General features: G+C 72.0%; 15 protein-coding genes. 9 read left to right on the forward strand and 6 right to left on the reverse strand.

The genetic code is table 11. The annotated features are described in order from the left end of the window. Complete coding sequence (bioA, locus tag KIT14_12030) at nucleotides 1-1,368, reverse strand: adenosylmethionine--8-amino-7-oxononanoate transaminase (protein MCW5891265.1); 1,368 nt, start codon at nucleotides 1,366-1,368, stop codon at nucleotides 1-3. After that, complete coding sequence (gene bioF / locus KIT14_12035; protein MCW5891266.1) at nucleotides 1,365-2,543, reverse strand: 8-amino-7-oxononanoate synthase; 1,179 nt, start codon at nucleotides 2,541-2,543, stop codon at nucleotides 1,365-1,367. The genes bioA and bioF overlap by 4 nt, the downstream gene beginning before the upstream one ends. A gap of 58 nt (nucleotides 2,544-2,601) precedes the next feature. On the opposite strand from bioF, the gene radA reads away from it, so the two are divergent. Together radA and KIT14_12045 are read left to right on the forward strand one after the other, a co-directional pair. After that, the gene (gene radA / locus KIT14_12040) at nucleotides 2,602-3,993 is read left to right on the forward strand and encodes a DNA repair protein RadA (GenBank protein MCW5891267.1); all 1,392 of its coding nucleotides are present in this window, start codon (nucleotides 2,602-2,604) and stop codon (nucleotides 3,991-3,993) included. Continuing rightward, nucleotides 3,990-5,852, forward strand: coding sequence for an amino acid permease (locus KIT14_12045; GenBank protein MCW5891268.1), 1,863 nt, complete (start codon nucleotides 3,990-3,992; stop codon nucleotides 5,850-5,852). The genes radA and KIT14_12045 overlap by 4 nt, the downstream gene beginning before the upstream one ends. On the opposite strand, the gene KIT14_12050 is transcribed toward KIT14_12045, so the two are convergent. Together KIT14_12050 and KIT14_12055 are read right to left on the reverse strand one after the other, a co-directional pair. Next, nucleotides 5,840-6,535: an alpha/beta fold hydrolase gene (locus KIT14_12050; GenBank protein ID MCW5891269.1), complete on the reverse strand. Its 696-nt coding sequence runs from the start codon at nucleotides 6,533-6,535 to the stop codon at nucleotides 5,840-5,842. The genes KIT14_12045 and KIT14_12050 overlap by 13 nt on opposite strands. Before the next feature lie 82 nt (nucleotides 6,536-6,617). After that, entirely contained in the window at nucleotides 6,618-8,522 is a 1,905-nt protein-coding gene (locus KIT14_12055) for a peptidylprolyl isomerase (GenBank protein MCW5891270.1), read from the reverse strand. A 114-nt stretch (nucleotides 8,523-8,636) separates the two neighbouring features. Here KIT14_12055 and KIT14_12060 point away from each other — a divergent pair, with 114 nt between their 5' ends. Genes KIT14_12060 through rodA form a run of 5 tightly spaced genes read left to right on the forward strand, consistent with a single transcriptional unit; the run spans nucleotide 8,637 to nucleotide 14,100 of the window. Next, on the forward strand, nucleotides 8,637-9,671 hold the full coding sequence (locus tag KIT14_12060; protein ID MCW5891271.1) for a rod shape-determining protein: 1,035 nt from the start codon (nucleotides 8,637-8,639) through the stop codon (nucleotides 9,669-9,671). 18 nt (nucleotides 9,672-9,689) lie between these two features. Continuing rightward, entirely contained in the window at nucleotides 9,690-10,634 is a 945-nt protein-coding gene (gene mreC, locus KIT14_12065; protein MCW5891272.1) for a rod shape-determining protein MreC, read from the forward strand. Nucleotides 10,635-10,640: 6 nt separating this feature from the next. Next, the gene (gene mreD, locus KIT14_12070; GenBank protein MCW5891273.1) at nucleotides 10,641-11,138 is read left to right on the forward strand and encodes a rod shape-determining protein MreD; all 498 of its coding nucleotides are present in this window, start codon (nucleotides 10,641-10,643) and stop codon (nucleotides 11,136-11,138) included. Between the two features lie 3 nt (nucleotides 11,139-11,141). After that, the gene (gene mrdA, locus KIT14_12075) at nucleotides 11,142-13,034 is read left to right on the forward strand and encodes a penicillin-binding protein 2 (GenBank protein MCW5891274.1); all 1,893 of its coding nucleotides are present in this window, start codon (nucleotides 11,142-11,144) and stop codon (nucleotides 13,032-13,034) included. Beyond that, nucleotides 13,000-14,100, forward strand: coding sequence for a rod shape-determining protein RodA (rodA, locus tag KIT14_12080; protein MCW5891275.1), 1,101 nt, complete (start codon nucleotides 13,000-13,002; stop codon nucleotides 14,098-14,100). Before mrdA ends, rodA begins: the two co-directional genes overlap by 35 nt. Before the next feature lie 152 nt (nucleotides 14,101-14,252). Here rodA and trxA read toward each other — a convergent pair whose 3' ends face one another. Then, nucleotides 14,253-14,579, reverse strand: a complete 327-nt coding sequence (gene trxA / locus KIT14_12085) for a thioredoxin (GenBank protein ID MCW5891276.1) — start codon at nucleotides 14,577-14,579, stop codon at nucleotides 14,253-14,255. Between the two features lie 79 nt (nucleotides 14,580-14,658). Here trxA and KIT14_12090 point away from each other — a divergent pair, with 79 nt between their 5' ends. Next, on the forward strand, nucleotides 14,659-15,048 hold the full coding sequence (locus KIT14_12090; protein MCW5891277.1) for a nuclear transport factor 2 family protein: 390 nt from the start codon (nucleotides 14,659-14,661) through the stop codon (nucleotides 15,046-15,048). 3 nt (nucleotides 15,049-15,051) lie between these two features. Here the strand turns inward: KIT14_12090 and KIT14_12095 are convergent, their stop codons facing one another. Then, nucleotides 15,052-15,894: a glucose 1-dehydrogenase gene (locus KIT14_12095; GenBank protein ID MCW5891278.1), complete on the reverse strand. Its 843-nt coding sequence runs from the start codon at nucleotides 15,892-15,894 to the stop codon at nucleotides 15,052-15,054. Nucleotides 15,895-15,982: 88 nt separating this feature from the next. On the opposite strand from KIT14_12095, the gene KIT14_12100 reads away from it, so the two are divergent. Continuing rightward, complete coding sequence (locus KIT14_12100; GenBank protein ID MCW5891279.1) at nucleotides 15,983-17,188, forward strand: hypothetical protein; 1,206 nt, start codon at nucleotides 15,983-15,985, stop codon at nucleotides 17,186-17,188. Nucleotides 17,189-17,191 lie beyond the last annotated feature (3 nt).

A 17,191-nucleotide genomic window follows, 5' to 3' on the forward strand; every position in this document is an offset into this window, starting at 1 on the left:
TCAGCCCTCCGTCGCCTCGACGATGGCGTCGCGCGTGACGTCGACCAGGAGGTCGAGCTCGCCGTCGGTGATCGCCAGCGGCGGCATCAGCACGAGCACGCTGCCGAGCGGGCGCACGACGACGCCGCGTGCGCGGGCGGCCCGCACCACGCGCTGGCCGATGCGCGCCGCGGCCGGGTAGGGCGTGCGCGCGGCCCGGTCGGCGACGAGCTCGATGCCGACCATCACGCCCTGCTGGCGGACCTCGCCGACGTGCGCCAGCGGGGCCACGTCGGCGTCGAGGCGGGCGTGCAGCCGTGCGATGCGGGCGCCCAGGCGCTCGAGCGTGCGCTCGGTGCGGAACAGCCCGAGGCTGGCCGTGGCGACCGCGCAGGCGAGCGCGTTCCCGGTGTAGGTGTGGCCGTGGAAGAAGGCGCGGAAGTCCTCGTAGGGCGCGAGGAAGGCGTCGAACACCGCCTCGGTGGCGAGGGTCGCGGCGAGCGGCAGGTAGCCGCCGCTGATGCCCTTGGCGATGCAGAGGAGGTCGGGGGTGATGCCGGCGTGCTCGCAGGCGAACATGCGCCCGGTGCGCCCGAACCCGGTCGCCACCTCGTCGGCGACGAGGAGGGTGCCGTGCCGGTGGGCCAGCGCGTGCAGCGCCCGGAGATAGGCGGGCGGATGGATCCACATGCCGGCGGCGCCCTGCACCAGCGGCTCCACCACCACCGCGGCCAGCGTCGGCCCATGCTCCGCCAGCGTGCGCTCGGCGTCGGCGATCGCGGCGTTCAGGGCCGCGTCCGCGTCGAGCCCGCGCTGCCAGCGGAAGACGTGCGGCGGCGTGAGCCGCACCGCGGGCACGACGGCGCCGGCGACGAAGCGGTGGAACGTCTCCGAATAGCCGATCCCGACCGCGCCGAGCGTGTCCCCGTGGTAGGCCTCGACCAGCGACGCGAAGCGCACGCGCCGCTCGTCGCCGCGCAGCTGGTGGTACTGGAGCGCGATGCGCAGCGCCGCCTCGACGGCGGTCGCGCCCGCGTCGGAGTAGAAGACCCGCGTCAGCCCGGGCGGCACGACCTGGACGAGCGCGCGGGCGAGCTCGATCGACGGCACGCTGCCGAGCCCGAGGAGCGTCGTGTGTGCGACGCGGTCCAGCTGTGCGCGCAGGGCGGCGTCGAGCACCGGGTGACGATGGCCGTGGACGTTGCACCACAGCGACGAGACGCCGTCGAGGTAGCGCCGCCCGCTGGTGTCGACGAGCCAGCAGCCCTCCGCCTCGGCGACCACGAGCGGCTCCTCGCGCATCCAGTCGCCCATCTGCGTGAACGGATGCCAGAGGTGGGCGCGGTCCCAGGCGACCAGGGTCTGCGGCTCGGTCGGCGGCGTGGTCATCGTGCGGCTCCGGGGCGCCCGAGCGCGCGCAGCGCCCGGGCGAAGGCGTCGAGGGCGCGATCGATCTGCGCCTCGGTGTGGGTGGCCATCGGCGTCACGCGCAGGCGCGCGCTGCCTGCCGGGACCGTGGGCGGACGGATCGCGTGGGTGAGGACGCCCTCCTCCGCGAGCGCGGCGGCGAGCGCGAGCGCGCGACGGTTGTCGCCCAGCATGACGGGAAGGATGTGGGTGTCGCCGGGGACGTCGAGCCCGAGGGCGACGAGCCCGCCACGCAGCCGTTCGGCGTTGCGGCGCAGGGCCGCGCGCCGCTCCGGCTCGCGCGCGACGAGCCCGAGCGCCGCACCCGCCGCGCCGACGGCGGCCGGCAGCAGCCCGGTCGTGTAGACGAAGCTGCGCGCCCGGTTCACCAGCAGGTCGATCAGCGCCCGGCTGCCGGCGACGTACGCCCCCGCGCCGCCGAGTGCCTTACCGAGCGTGCCCATGTGCACGGCGACGTCGGCCGTCGTGGCGGTCTCCGCGGCGAGACCTGCGCCGCCGGGGCCGAGCACGCCGGTCGCGTGGGCCTCGTCCACCATCACGTGGCTGTGGTAATGACGCGCGACAGCGACGAGCTCGCGCAGCGGAGCCCGGTCGCCGTCCATGGAGAACACGGAGTCGGTGACGACGAGGCGCCGCCCCCCGGGCGGGGTCGATGCGAGCAGCCGCTCGAGGGCCGAGGCGTCGTTGTGGGGATAGACGTGGACGGTGGCGCGCGAGAGCCGGCAGCCGTCGATGATGCTGGCGTGGTTGAGCGCGTCGCTGAAGACGTGATCGCGGCGACCGACGAGCGCCGTGATCGCGCCGACGTTGGCCTGGTAGCCGGACGGGAACAGCAGCGCGGCCTCGGTGCCCTTCAGACGCGCGAGCGCGTCCTCGACCTCGGCGTGGAGCGCGAGATGCCCGGCGATCAGCCGCGACGCCCCCGCGCCGCAGCCCCAGGCGTCGGTCGCGGCCCGCGCCGCCGCCCGCAACGCGGGATGGGTGGCGAGGCCGAGGTAGTTGTTCGACGAGAGCAGCAGCATCGGGCGCCCGTCGACCAGCACCTCGGCATCGGAGGGACCGTCCAGGGGACGCAGTCTCCGCCGCAGCCCGTCGGCATCGAGCCGGTCCAGCTCTTCCCTGAGCTCGCGCTCCAGCGCAGGCACGCGCGGGTGATGCCGGCCCTGTCCGCGCTTGTCAACTCGATGATTCGCCGTGGTTGACAAGGGGCGCAAGTCCGCGGTCCGCACCGCGTTCGTCTGCCAGCAGTGCGGTCACGCCTCGCCGCGCTGGCTCGGGCAGTGCCCCGGTTGCCAAGCCTGGAACACGCTCGTCGAGGAGGCGCTGCCGGACGCGCGCCCGCGCAGCTCCCACGCCGCGACGCGCCCGGCGGCCGCCGACGGACCACGCCCGCTCGCCAGCGTCACCGCGGGCGACGCGATCCGCCGCTCGACGGGTCTCGCCGAGCTCGACCGCGTCCTCGGCGGCGGGCTGGTCGCCGGCTCGCTCGTGCTGCTCGGCGGCGATCCCGGCATCGGCAAGTCGACGCTGACGCTGCAGGCGCTGTCGAATCTCGCCGCGCAGGGGCAGCCGGTGCTGTACGTCGCGGGCGAGGAGTCGCCCGAGCAGGTGCGGCTGCGCGCGGATCGACTCGGGCTCGCCGACGCCGGCGTCCTCATCCTGCCCGAGACGGGCGCCGAGGCCGTCGTCGAGCAGATGGAGCGCCTGCGCCCGGTCGCCGTCGTCATCGACTCCATCCAGACGCTGCACACGGCGGCGCTCGGCTCGGCGCCGGGCAGCGTCGGGCAGGTGCGCGAGTCGGCGGCGCTGGTGGCGACGCAGGCGAAGGCGAGCGGCACCGCGTGCATCCTGATCGGCCACGTCACCAAGGAGGGCTCGCTCGCCGGCCCGCGCGTGCTCGAGCACCTCGTCGACACCGTCTGCTACTTCGAGGGCGACGGCGCCCACGCGCTGCGCGTGCTGCGCGCGGTGAAGAACCGCTTCGGCTCGACCAACGAGGTCGGCGTCTTCGAGATGGGCGAGGGTGGGCTGTCCGAGGTGCAGAACCCGTCGGCGGCGTTCCTGGCCGAGCGACCGGTCGACGCGCCGGGCTCGGCGGTGCTGGCGACGCTCGAGGGGACGCGGCCGATGCTGGTCGAGATCCAGGCGCTGGTCTCGCGCTCGGGGCTCGCCATGCCGCGGCGGACGGCGATCGGGCTCGACCCCGGCCGCGTCGCCCTCCTCATCGCCGTGCTGGAGAAGCGCATGCGCGTGCAGCTGCACGACCAGGACGTGTTCCTGAACGTCGCGGGTGGGCTGCGTGTCGACGAGCCGGCGGCCGATCTCGCCGTCGTCGCCGCGGTGGCGTCGAGCGCGCGCGGCCGGCCCTTGCCGAGCGACGTCGTCGTCTGGGGCGAGGTCGGGCTGACGGGCGAGGTGCGCTCGGCGGCGCGCGCCGAGATCCGCGTGCGCGAGGCGGCGCGTCAGGGCTTCCGCACGTGCATCCTGCCGGCGGGCAACGCGCGCGGCCTGGCCGCGCCGGCGGGGACGCGCCTCCGCGGCGTCGCCGCGCTCGACCAGCTGTTCGACGCCCTGGAGCTCGCGTGACGCCGATCGTCCTGGTGCTCCTGAACCTCGGGCTCGTCGGCCTCTTCGCCTGGATGGCGCGGCAGCAGGGCCTGCTCGGCTACGCGCGCGGCGGCCGCTGGTACCTCACCTGGTTCGCGATCGGGCTGATCACGCTGATGGACGAGCTGACGTCCATCTTCTACGCGCCGGCCGAGGCGCACCGCTTCATCGGCCACCAGGCGATCTTCTTCATCGCGGCGACGTCGCTCCTCATGCGCGTGCTGTCGAGCCGGATGGTCGAGATCGCCGAGATACTCGAGCACAACAAGATCTTCGGCGGCGGCGTCTACTCGTTCTCGTATCTGGTCCTGGGGCCGGTCGCGTCGTTCGTGGCCGTGGCCTCGATCATGGTGACGTACATCCTCACCGCCTGCATCTCGAGCGTCAGCGCGGTGAACCAGAGCGACGCGTTCTGGGACATGCCCGATCGGGTCGAGCAGGTGCTGGTGCTCGCCGTCATCTGGAGCATCGCCGGCCTGAACATCCTCGGCATCCGCGAGAGCGCGCGCGTGACCTTCGCGATCTTCAGCGTGGCGGCCGTCGCGCTGCTGAACCTCATCGCGCTCGGCTTCCTGAACCTCGATCCGTCGGCGCCCGGGGTGATGCTCGGCAGCGCCACCGACGTGGTCTCGACCATCACCGAGGGCGGCGTGGCGCACGCGATCTCGGTGCTCACGATCGGCGTCGCGAGCTGCGTGCTGGCGTACTCGGGCATCGAGTCCGTGATCCAGACGGCGGGGTTCGTCTCGGGCTGGCGCGAGATCCGCAAGGCGTACTGGTTCCTCGCCCTGACCGTGGGCATCGTGACACCGATCATCTCGGCGCTCGCGCTGTCGGCACCCATCGACTTCGACGCGCACGAGGCGGATCTCATCCCGCACTTCGCGACGGTCGTCGGCAACGTCCCCTTCGGCGTCGCCATCGGCCTCATCGGCAGCGTCATCCTGATCATGGCGGTGAACACCGCCTTCGTCGCCTCGGCCGAGCTGCTCGAGCGGGTGGCCCATCGATATCGCGCCGACTGGCTGGCGGCGACGAACCGGCGCGCGTCGCTCTACCGCATCCACGTCCTGAACGCGTCGCTCTACACCGCCGTCATCCTGCTCACGGCGGGGTCGCAGAAGCTGCTCGCCGAGATGTACGCGGTGGGCCTGCTGGCGAGCTTCTGCATCAGCATCGGCTGCCTCATCATCTACCGTTTCTTCCGCGGGACGAAGGACATCCTCGAGTACTACACGTCGCGCACGGTGACGGTGCTGCTCGAGGCGCTGCTGGTCGCCTGCTTCGTCTATCTCGCCTCGCACCGCCCGTACGGTACCGGGCTGTGGGCGAGCGTGGTCGGCGTCTTCATCCTGGCCGGCATCCCGCTCTCGCGTCGCTTCGGGCCCGAGGTGAAGGAGAAGCGGCGCAGCGACTATCCGATGGAGATGATCCTGGCGCTCGGCGAGCACGACGGGCCGCTCGACGTCTGCTTCCGCCGGCCCGGCGAAGCCGACTGCGCCGTCGTCCCCGGACGCGTGTACGTGACCTTCTTCGACACCCGCCAGTCGATTCCCGACAAGCTGTCGCCCAACCACTACCGCTTCCCGATCCAGAGCGGCGGCGTCTCGGCGAGCATCGACTCGGTGCTCGAGCTCCTCGACGAGGAGCTCGGCGGGCGCGAGCTCACGATCCGCTTCGGGTGGCCGACGTCGTCGTGGATCGACCGCATGGCCACCGGCGTCTTCGTCGCCAACCTCATGCGCATGCCGCTGCGCTATCCGCGGCTGCACTTCGCCATGGAATCGCGAGGCCAACCCGCGACCACGGACGGCGAAGACGCGGCTCAGCGCTCCTGAGTCGCGGCCTCGACGCGGCCGAGGAAGTCCGTGACGAGCGCGCCGACGCGGGCGCGGTCGACGTCCTCGGTGAGGACGTGGCCGCTGTGCTCGAGCGTCGCGGTTTCGAGCCGGCGCGAGCCGAGGCGCCGGCGCACGAGCGCCTCCACCGACGCGGGGACCGTGCGGTCGAGCCGTCCCTGGAGCAGGAGCACGGGCTGGGTCACGCGCGGCAGCGCGCGCCGGGCCTCGCGCCGCAGGGCGAGGAGCGCGAGCACGGCGTCGAGCGGCGCGGCGTCGTAGGCGCGGCTCGCGGCGCGCGCGTCGGGGTCGGCGATGTCGCGTCCGCCGCGCTTCGGGATGAGCCCGAGCCGGCGTCGCAGCGGGGGGATGCGCGCGGCCCAGGGCAAGAGCCCGATGCGCCGATCGGCGAGGCGCAGGGCGGGGGCGGCGAGGACCAGGGCCGCGACGTCGTGCGGCCGCCGCGCGGCGAGCACGAGGGCGAGCAGCCCGCCCATCGACAGTCCCGCGACCGCGACGCGCGGCACCTCGGCTCGCAGGGCCGCGAGCGCGGCCTCGGCCGACGCGAGCCAGTCCGGCCATCCGGTGCGCGCGAGATCGGCGACCTCGGTGCCGTGGCCCGCGAGCGCCGGGGCGACGACGGGGAAGCCCGCCGCGGCGAGCGCCTCACCGAGGGGCCGCATCTCCGCCGGCGTGGCGGTGAAGCCATGGAGCAGGACGCAGCCGAACGGCCGCGTGCCGGGCAGCCGGAAGCCCGGCGGCGCGTCAGCCTTCGCCGCCGACGGCGTCGGCGTTCACCGCGAGCGCGCCGGCCGCCTGCGCGCGTTCCTTCAGGTAGGTGACGAACGCGGTGACGGTCTCGGCCTGCCGCTCCTGGAGGAGCTGCTGGCGCAGGCCGTCCTTCGCGTCGGCGAAGCCCTGCATGTCGGCGGGCGTGCGCTCCTTCAACGCGACGACGACGGCGTCGCTGCCGACCGGGTAGACCTTGGGGCCGAGGGGCGACTCGGGCGTCAGGGCGAACGCGTCGTTGCGCAGGTCGTTCGCGCCCGCGAGCTTCGGCACGACGCCGCTGCGGCGCTCGAACGGCCCCGTCTCCTCGACCGGCAGCTTCCCCTCCGCTGCCGCCGCGTCGAAGCCGATCTCGCGTGCCCGGGTCAGGATCTGGTCGGCCTTCTCGCGGGCGAGGCGCTCACTCGTCGTCCGGACGACGTCGGCCTTGACCGTGTCGCGCACCTCGTCGAGCGGCGGAACCGCGGGCTCGAGGCGTTCGATCGGCTCGAGCAGGTAGACGACGTCGTCCTCCTCGATGAGGTCGCTCGGCTGGTCGGGCGAGAGCGCGAACGCGGCGTCGTTGAACGCCTCGATGCGGCCGACGCCCGGGATGGTGGCGTCGGCGGCGAACGGCGGCGTCTCCTCGACCTTGCGATCGCCGACGGCGTCGCTGAGCTTCTTGCCCAGGACGACCGCGCGGCGGTCGGTGCGCGCCTGCTCGTGGGCCAGCTCCATCGCGCGCTCGTCGGTGAGGGCGCGGACGATCTGCTCGCGCACCTCCTCGAGCGGCTTCGCCCCGTCCTCGCGCTTCTCCTCGACCTTGATGATGTGCAGGCCGAACGGGCTCTCGACGATCTCGCTCACCTGACCCGGCTCGAGCGTGAAGGCGACGGCGTCGAACTCGGGCACCATGCGACCGCGCGGGAAGAAGCCGAGGTCGCCGCCGTTCTCCTTCGAGCCCGGATCGTCGGAGCTCTCCTTGGCGAGGAGCGCGAAGTCGGCGCCGCCCTTGGCCTTGGCGAGGAGATCGTCGGCCTTCTTGCTGGCGGCGACCCGCGTGGCCTCGTCGGCGTCGGCCGCCACGGCCACCAGGATGTGCCGCGCGCGGACCTCTTCGGGCTGCGCGAAGTGGTCGTCCTTCACGCGGTCGTAGTAGGCGACGACGTCGGCGTCGGACGGCGCGGCCTCGTCGGCGAAGTCGGCCGGCCGGTAGGCGACGTAGCGCGCGCGCACGCGCGGCGGCGTGCGATAGCGGTCGGCGTTGTCGGCCAGGTACTTCGCCAGCTCCTCGTCGCCGGGCTCGAGGCCCTCGGCGAGGGCGGCGGCGTCGACGCGCACGTAGCGCAGGTCGACCTGCTCGCGCTCGAGCGCGTAGCGGGCCTCGACCTCACTGTCGGTGACCTGGACGCCGTCGGTGACGAGCGCGCGCACGCGGCGATTCATGAGGTCCTGGCGCACCTGCGCCTCGAACTCGCCGCGGTCGCGGTTCAGCTCGAGGACGCGCTGGAGCAGCTCGCGGTTGAAGCGCCCGTCCTCCTGGAGCTCGGGCATCTCCTGGATCGCGGCGATGACGTCGGTCTCGGTGGGGACCAGCCCGAGCCGGTGCGCCTCGTGGGCGAAGAGCGCGTCGTCGACCAGCGAATCGAGCGCCTGGCTGCGCAGGTCGAAGCCGCGCGGCAGCGCGGCGCCGCGCAGCAACTCGGCGAAGCGCCGCTCGAGCAGCGCGGTCTGATTGTCGAGCTGCTGGCGCGTGATGCGTTCTCCCTGTACCTCGGCGACCACGTTGACGCGCGGATCGTTGCCGGGCGCGACGAAGAACAGGGCGAACGAGAGGGCGAGAAGTCCGTAGAGGATCTTCACGCCGAGCGACGAGGAATACTTGCGAATGGACTCGAGCACGGGAGACCGGCGGCCACAGCTACAAGACGCCCTCCGGGTTTGCAAACCTGCACGACGCCGTGCGTTTCATTGCCCACCCATGACCTTTCTGCTAGCTGCCATGGCAAACGCTACATGATCTTCGACCGCCTCCTCGGACTCTTCTCCAACGATCTCGCGATCGACCTCGGTACCGCCAACACCCTCGTCTACGTGAAGGGGGAGGGCATCGTGTGCAACGAGCCCTCCGTGGTGGCGGTGCAAAAGGACGCGCGCGGTGGTCGTCGCGTCCTCGCCGTCGGCGCGGAAGCGAAGCGTATGCTCGGGCGCACACCGGGCAACATCACCGCCATCCGGCCGCTCAAAGACGGCGTCATCGCCGACTTCGAGATCACGGAGGCGATGCTCCGCTACTTCATCCAGAAGATCCACAATCGGAAAACGCTCGTGCGGCCGCGCATCATCATCTGCGTGCCGTTCGGCGTGACCGAGGTGGAGAAGCGGGCGGTGCGCGAGTCGGCCGAGTCGGCCGGCGCGCGCGAGGTCTACCTCGTCGAGGAGCCGATGGCCGCCGCGATCGGCGCCGGGCTGCCGATCACCGAGCCGACCGGCAACATGATCGTCGACATCGGCGGCGGCACCACCGAGGTCGCCGTGATCTCGCTCGCCGGCATCGTCTTCTCGAAGTCGGTGCGCGTCGGCGGCGACAAGATGGACGAGGCGATCGTCCAGTACATCAAGCGCAAGTACAACCTGCTCGTCGGCGAGCGCACCGCCGAGCTGATCAAGATCACGATCGGCTCCGCCTATCCCGGCAACGAGGTGCAGACCATGGAGATCAAGGGACGCGATCTCGTGGCCGGGGTGCCGAAGACGGTCGAGATCACCGACGAGGAGATCCGCGACTCGCTCCTCGAGCCCATCAACCAGATCGTCGAGGCGGTGCGCATCGGGCTCGAGCGGACGCCGCCCGAGCTGGCGTCCGACATCGTCGACAAGGGCATCGTGCTCGCGGGCGGCGGGGCGCTGCTGCGCAACCTCGACACGCTGCTGCGCGAGGAGACCGGGCTGCCCGTGATGCTGGCCGACGACCCGCTGACGGCGGTGGTGATGGGGGCCGGTAAGGTCCTGGACGAGCTCTCGCTCCTCAAAGACATCGCGATCCAGTGACCGCCCCCGTGGGGCGTGATGATCGAGTTTCTCCGGCGTAACCGCGTCCTGGCGACCGCGGCGCTCTTCCTGGCGCTGGCCGCCGGATTGGTGCTGGGCGCCGGCGCGGAACGGCTGCGCAACGACCGGCTCGGCCGGCTCTTCCTCGAGGCGCTGGCGCCGTTCCAGCGCGCGGGGAGCGCTGCGAGCCGTGCGGTCGGCGGCGCCTGGGAGGAGCTCGTGGGCCTCATCCAGGCGCGCGACGAGGTGGTGTCGTTGCGCGAGGAGCTCCAGGTCGCGGGACGCAACACCGTGCGCCTGGAGGAGGTCGAGCTCGAGAACCAGCGTCTGCGCACGCTCCTCGATTTCCGCGAGGGCCTCGCCGGCGATCTCCTCGCCGCCCGCGTCATCGGGCACGACGCCACCGGGCTCGCCCGTACCCTGACGCTCGACCGCGGCGACGCCGACGGCGTACAGAAGGGCGCCGCCGTGCTGGCGCCCGACGGGATCGTCGGCCACGTCTTTCTCGTGAGCCCGCACGCCGCGCGCGTGCTCCTGATCGTCGATCACAACAGCGGCGTCGACGCGATCGTGCAGCGTACGCGCGCCCGCGGCATCGTCGAGGGCACCGTCGACGGGCGCTGCGGCCTCAAGTTCGTGAAGCGCACGGAGGATCTCCAGGTGGGCGACCTGGTCGTCACCTCCGGCCTCGACGGCGTCTTCCCGCGCAGCCTGCCGGTCGGGACGATCGTCGCCGTCGACAAGAAGGGGCAGGGACTGTTCCAGTACGCGACCGTGCAGCCGACCGTCGACTTCGACCATCTCGAGGAGGTGCTGGTGACGCTCGGGCCGGTCGCCCCGCTCATGGCCCCCGACGTGACCGGCGGGCCGGGGATCGATCACACGCCGATGCCGGGGACGGCGCCCGAGCTGGTTCCCGCGACGCCCGTGCCGCCGGCGGCCGGCATGCCCGCAGTGCAGTGAGGGCCGGTGCGCAGCGCCCTTGCCATCGTCGTTGCGGCCGTCCTCGCCATGGTGCTGCAGACGGCCGTGTTTCCGACGCTGTTCCCGCGCATCCCGACCCCGAACCTGATCCTCGTCCTCGTCGTCTACCTCGGGCTGCACCGGCATGGCGTCGGCGGAGCCGTCGGCGCGTTCCTCCTGGGCTATTTCGTCGACACGTTCTCCGGTACGTTGCTCGGGTTGAATGCGTTCGCGATGACGGTGGTCTACCTGACCGTGTACCTGGTCGCCCGGACGCTCTGGACGGAAGGGGGGCTGCCGGCGATGGTGATGGCGTTCGCCGCGGCCTGCGTGCACACGGCCGCCGCCGTCCTCATCACGTGGCTGATCGAGGCGTCGGCGCCGCTCTGGCAGCACGCGCTGCGCTACGGCCTCTTCGAGGCGGGGGTCGCCGCCGCCGCGGCGCCGGCGGTGTTCGGCTTCGTCAACTGGGAGCACCGCCTCCTCGGCATCGACGACAGGTAGGCCGTGCCCTTCTCGTCACGCGACATCCCGAACGAGTTCGTGACTCGCATCGCGGTGGCGGGCGGGGTCGTGCTGCTCGTGTTCGCGTGCATCTTCGCCCGCCTCTGGTTCCTCCAGGTCGCGAAGGGCGCCGAGATGCGCATCGTGTCGGAGCAGAACCGCATCCGGCTCGTGCGCGTGCCCGCGGCCCGCGGCGTGGTCTACGACCGCAACGGCGAGATCCTGGTCGACAACCGGCCGTCGTTCGACGTGGTCTTCGTGCCCGAGGACGCGCCCGACCGGCGCGCCGTGCTGCGTACGCTCGCCACGCAGCTCGCCGAGCCGGAGCAGGCCGTCCTGGAGCGCTTCAAGGCGCCGTCGAAGCGCCCGCCCTACGAAGGGATCGTGCTGCGCCGCGACCTCGACTGGCAGGGCGTCGTCGCGCTCGAGACGCACCAGCTCGAGCTGCCGGGGGTGACCCTCCAGGTCGGCCCGCGCCGTTTCTACCCGTTCGGGTCGCTCGCGGCGCACGTGCTCGGCTACGTCGGCGAGGCGAGCGAGCGCGACCTCGCCGAGAGCACCAGCGCCCTGCGGCCGGGCGACATCGTCGGCAAGGCCAACCTCGAGCGCGCCTGGGACGCGCAGCTGCGCGGCGTGCCGGGCGGGCAGCAGGTCGAGGTCGACGCGCTCGGCCGCCGCGTGCAGGTGCTGCACGAGGAGCCGGACGTGCCCGGCAACACGCTCACCCTGACGCTCGACCGCGAGCTCCAGGAGGTCGCCGAGAACGCCCTCGGCGACCGCGCCGGCGCCGTCGTCGCGATCGACCCGCGGGACGGCGAGATACTCGTGCTCGCGTCGAAGCCGGCCTACGACCCGAACGTCTTCGCGCGCGGCATCCTGCACAGCGAGTGGCGGGCGCTGACGCAGGATCCGCTGCGCCCGCTCAACGATCGCGCCGTGCAGGGGCAGTACCCGCCGGGCTCGACGTTCAAGGTGGCGGTGGCCGCCGGCATCCTCGAGCGCAACCTCGTCTCGGGGCGCGGCGGCGTGCATTGCAGCGGCGGTGTGCCGTTCGGCAATCACTACTTCCGCTGCTGGCGGCGCGGCGGCCACGGGGGTGTCGGCATCCACGAGGCCATCGTCCAGTCGTGCGACGTCTTCTTCTACCAGTTCGGCCAGCGGCTCGGCGTCGACGGCATCGCGGAGTACGCGCGCAAGTTCGGGCTCGGGCTTCCGACCGGCGTCGAGCTCGAGAACGAGAAGCCCGGCATCATTCCCGACACGGAGTGGAAGCAGCGACGGTTCAAGCAGCCGTGGTTCGCGGGCGAGACGCTGTCGGTCGCCATCGGGCAGGGCTACGTCACCGTGACGCCGCTCCAGCTCGCCCACATGACCGCGACCATCGCCAACGGCGGCACGCGCTATCGCCCGCACTACGTGAAGCGCATCGAGGCACCCGACGGCTCGCTCGTGCGCGAGGTCGCGCCCGAGGTCCTGAGCGAGGCAGGGGTCGCGCCGGAGACCATCGCCGAGGTGAAGTCGGCCATGCGCGACGTCGTGATGGCGCCGAACGGCACGGGCAAGAAGGCGCGCGTCCCGGGCATCGAGGTGGCCGGCAAGACCGGCACGGCGCAGGTCGTGAAGCTCGCCGACTCGAACCGCAAGACGCGGGCCTCGCGCGACCACGCCTGGTTCATCGCCTTCGCGCCCGTCGAGCGGCCCGAGATCGCGATGGCGGTGCTCGTCGAGCACGCCGGCGGCGGCGGCGGCGCGAACGCGGCGCCGATCGCCCAGCAAGTGCTCCAGTACTACTTCGAGCGGCAGGGACGCGTCCCGGCGGCGCCGGACGCGGTGCCGTCGCGGCGGGTCACCCAGGAGGCGCATGCGGTTCGATCGCCGGCTCCTGACGCACTTTGAGTGGCTGCTGCCGCTGCTCGTCATTGCGGTCAGCGGCCTCGGCATCCTGTGCGTCTACAGCGCTTCGCACACGCCCGACGTCGTCGGGCTGCCGACGTCTGCGGCGCGCCAGCTGACGTGGTTCGGCGCCGGCGTCGTCGTGATGCTGCTGATGGTCAGCTTCGACTACCGGCGGCTCGATCGCCGCGCGTACCTGATCTACGTCGCCGTGGTCGTGCTGCTGATCGCGGTCGAGCTGATCGGCGAGGTCGGCGGCGGGTCGCGCCGCTGGCTGCGTGTCGGGCCGGTGTCGATCCAGCCGTCGGAGTTCGCGAAGTTTTCGATGGTCATCGTGCTCGCGCACTACTTCTCGCGCACCGCGCCGGCACGGCTCGGGCCGCGTGAGATGGTGTTTCCGCTCGTCCTGACGCTCGTGCCGGCGGCGCTCATCCTCGTACAGCCCGATCTCGGCTCGGCGGTGCTGCTCATCGCCGTCTCGATGACGATGATGATCCTCGGCGGCGTGCGCCTGCGCTGGCTCGCGTTGCTCGCCTCGCCGCTCGTCGCGGCGGCGCCGATCCTGTGGACGCACCTCAAGGAGTACCAGCAGAAGCGCATCCTCATGTTCCTCGACCCGGCGCAGGATCCGCTCGGCGCCGGCTATCACATCATCCAGTCGAAGATCGCCGTCGGCTCGGGCCAGCTCTGGGGCAAGGGCTTCCTGAAGGGCACCCAGAACCATCTGAACTTCCTCCCCGAGCAGCACACCGACTTCATCTTCTCGGTGTTCTCCGAGGAGTGGGGCTTCGTCGGCGCCGCGACGCTGATGGGCCTGTACCTCTCCGTGCTGATCCGCGGCATGCTCATCGCGTCGCGCTCGCGCGACCGCTTCGGTCTGATGTGCGCGCTCGGGGTGTCGGCGACGATCTTCTGGCAGGTCGCGGTGAACGTGGGGATGACGACGGGTCTGCTGCCGGTCGTCGGCATCACGCTGCCCTTCTTCAGCTACGGAGGATCGTCGATGCTGTGCCTGCTGGCGGGGGTGGGGCTGGTGATGTCGGTGTCGACGCGGCGCTTCACCTTCTGAGGGGACGGCGCGCGCGTCGCAGCACGCCTGCCGTAGCGGGACGGCGGGTCCGGCGGACGCCGGGGGCTCAAATGCGAACGCCCGCCGAGGTCCTGGGGCACGTCGGAGCGCCGGGGACCGCGACGGGCGTCGTCGAATCGGCTGCGCGTCGTTTATGCGACGACGGTCGAGATCGCGTCGACCAGCTTCGCTTTCGGTACCGCGCCGATGATCTGCTCCTTCACCTGGCCGCCGTTGAAGACGATCAGGTTGGGGATGCCGCGCACGCCGTACTGGGTCGGGGTGCGGGGGTTGTCGTCGACGTTCATCTTGACGACCTTCAGCTTGCCCGCGTACTCGCGCGAGAGCTCCTCGACGGTGGGGGCGATGGCGCGGCACGGTGCGCACCAGGGAGCCCAGAAGTCGACGAGCACCGGGGTGGGGCTCTGGAGCACCTCGCGCTCGAAGGTGTCGTCGGAGACGGCAGTCACGTCGGCCATGCGGGCGACCGTAGCAGAGGGATTTCAGCGAGGAAAGGTGGGGCGCGCGGGTTCGGAGGAACGATGCTAGGAAGCGCGCATGCCCACCGCGGAGGAAGCCGGTCTGTACTTCCAGCGACGCGTCGACGCCTGGCTGCGCGAGGACGTCGACGCCTACCTCGCCTGCTGGTCCGACGACATGACCTTCACCTCACCGCTGCACGTGCAGCCGCTGCGCGGCAGGGCGGCGTATGCGGCGCTCGTGCGGGCGTCCGCGGAGCACACGCGGCCGCTGCGCTTCGACGTCTTCCACCTCGCGGTGGTGGGCGACGTCGTGCTCGCGGAGTGGCGCATCGACGTCGTGCACCGTGCGACGGGCCACGAGATCGGCTGGGACGGGATGAGCCGCACGCGCTATCGCGACGGGCTCATCGTCGACTGGCGCGAGTACTGGAACCCGCAGCAGCTCGCGGCGCTGACGGGCGGGTGAGCGTCACACCATCGTCTGGCCGCCGCTCACGTTGAGCGCCTCGCCGGTCACGTAGGCGGCGTCGTCGCTGCACAGATAGGCGATCGCCGAGGCGACCTCGTCGGCGGTCTGGAGTCGGCCGAGCGGGATCTCGCGCCGGATCCACTTCTCGGCGTCGCCCTCGAGCATGCCGAGCATATGCTCGAACTGGCGGTCCTTGTTGAGGAGATCGGTGTCGACCGTGCCGGGACACACGGCGTTGACGGTGATGCCGGCGGGGCCGAGCTCCTGCGCGAGGACCTGCGTGAGCAGGATGACGCCCGCCTTGGCCGCGCAGTAGGCGCCGAGCATCGGAAAGCCCCGCTTGCCCGCCTGCGACGACACGTTGACGATGCGGCCGCCGCGTCCCGCCGCGAGCATCCGTTCGGCGCCCGCCCGCGCGACGATCCAGGTGCCCTTCAGGTTGACGTCGAGGACGCGGTCCCACTCCACTTCGCGGAGCTGGAGCAGCGGCCCCGCTCCCATGCCCGCGCCCGCGCCGCCGGCGACGTTGCAGACGATGTCGATCCCGCCGAGGTGCTCGGCTGCCGCGGCGACCGCGGCGTGCACCTCGTCCCAGGACGCGACGTCGGCGCGCAGGGCGACGGCGCGGCGGCCGAGGGCCTGGATCTCGGCCACCACCTCGTCGAGCTCGTCGGCGCTCGCGACGCCATAGCCCGGGAAGCGATCGTAGGGCCGGGCGATGTCGAGGCAGGCGACGTCGGCGCCCTCGCGTGCGAGCCGCACGGCCGTCGCCCGTCCGATGCCACGCCGCCGCGCCGCCCCGGTGACCAGCGCGACCTTCCCCGCGATGCCGGTGAGTGCCATGGGCGGGCGCTACCACCGCGCGCCGCTGCCCCGCAACGCGGCGACTGCGTTGCGTGTCGGCCGGGGGGCTGTGCTACCACCGCCGCCCATGCGCCTCCCCGTCCTTGCCGCTCTCGTCCTCGCACTGCTCCTCGCGCCCGGCTCCGCGCTCGCACGCCGGACCATGACGATCGTCACCAAGAAGTTCGAGATCCCGGCCAAGACGAACCGTGAGGTCTGCATCTACGTACCGCTGCCGGCGAAGACGGATCTCGACGTCAGCGAGATCGTCATGCAGCACCAGGGCGGCAAGGGCTCGTTCGCCAGCCACCATCTGATCCTCTACGCCTACACGGGCGACCTCGCGGGCGTGGAGGGCGTGAAGGGTCAGGCGATCGACGACACCGCCTGTCTCGAGTTCGGCGACCGCGATCCCGCCAACCTGCGTATCGTCGCCACCGCGCAGGGACCGAGCTCGCGCCAGCCGATGCCTCGCGGCACGGCGCTGAAGCTGCGGACCGTGCCGGGCGCGGGCAAGGTGAAGAACGCGGTCGGCCTCGTCGTCAACTCGCACTGGATCAACGGCGACACGCGGCCGCGCAAGGGCCGGGCGAAGCTCAAGCTGATCCTGGCGAAGCCGGCGAACGTGAAGCGGACGCTCCAGCCGATCTTCGAGGTTGTCGCCAACGGCGCGATCCGGGTTCCGCCCGGCAAGGTGCAGGAGGTCGGCTTCCGCTGGGCACCGGGCACCGCTCCCATCGGCAACCTCGGCACCTTCCTCAGCGGCACGCTGCCGCCCGAAGGTCCGGCGTGCGTGACCTGGCTCATCGGCCACATGCACGAGCGCGGCACGCTCTTCACCGCGGACCTCGTGCGTCAGGACGGCAGCCGCCGGCGTCTCTACACCAACACCCGGTACGCCGACCCGCCGTCGATCCGCTTCGATCCGCCGCTCTACGTCGGCGTCGGCGACCGCATCGAGTACAACTGCACGCACGACAACGCGACGCATACCCGGCTCGGCTGCGAGGAAGTCGCCGGCGAGGCGCCCGGGGTCTCGGTCACCCAGCTGCTGATCGCCAACGGCGGCTTCGAGAACGTCGACGGCAGCGCGAAGATATGCACGGCGGCAGGGGCGAATCCGGCGGAGTGCCCGAGGTTCGATCCGGCGTTCCCGGAGAGGACCTTCACCGGCGCCTGCGTGCCGGCCAACCTCGTCTTCGGGTTCCGCTCGTGGGACGAGATGTGCATCCTGCCCGGCTACTACTTCGACGCCGACCCGTCGGCGCCGCCCGAGCAGGCCTGCGTGCTCTAGCCC

This window comes from bacterium, assembly GCA_026129405.1.
Lineage (GTDB): Bacteria > Desulfobacterota > Binatia > DP-6 > DP-6 > JAHCID01.

Coding starts and splice junctions, on each gene's coding strand:
- bioA (MCW5891265.1), bottom strand. CDS start 1,368: ATGACCACGCCGCCGACCGAGCCGCAGACCCTGGTCGCCTGGGACCGC.
- KIT14_12050 (MCW5891269.1), bottom strand. CDS start 6,535: ATGCGGCCCCTCGGTGAGGCGCTCGCCGCGGCGGGCTTCCCCGTCGTC.
- KIT14_12060 (MCW5891271.1), top strand. CDS start 8,637: ATGATCTTCGACCGCCTCCTCGGACTCTTCTCCAACGATCTCGCGATC.
- mreC (MCW5891272.1), top strand. CDS start 9,690: ATGATCGAGTTTCTCCGGCGTAACCGCGTCCTGGCGACCGCGGCGCTC.
- rodA (MCW5891275.1), top strand. CDS start 13,000: ATGCGGTTCGATCGCCGGCTCCTGACGCACTTTGAGTGGCTGCTGCCG.
- trxA (MCW5891276.1), bottom strand. CDS start 14,579: ATGGCCGACGTGACTGCCGTCTCCGACGACACCTTCGAGCGCGAGGTG.
- KIT14_12090 (MCW5891277.1), top strand. CDS start 14,659: ATGCCCACCGCGGAGGAAGCCGGTCTGTACTTCCAGCGACGCGTCGAC.
- KIT14_12095 (MCW5891278.1), bottom strand. CDS start 15,894: ATGGCACTCACCGGCATCGCGGGGAAGGTCGCGCTGGTCACCGGGGCG.
- KIT14_12100 (MCW5891279.1), top strand. CDS start 15,983: ATGCGCCTCCCCGTCCTTGCCGCTCTCGTCCTCGCACTGCTCCTCGCG.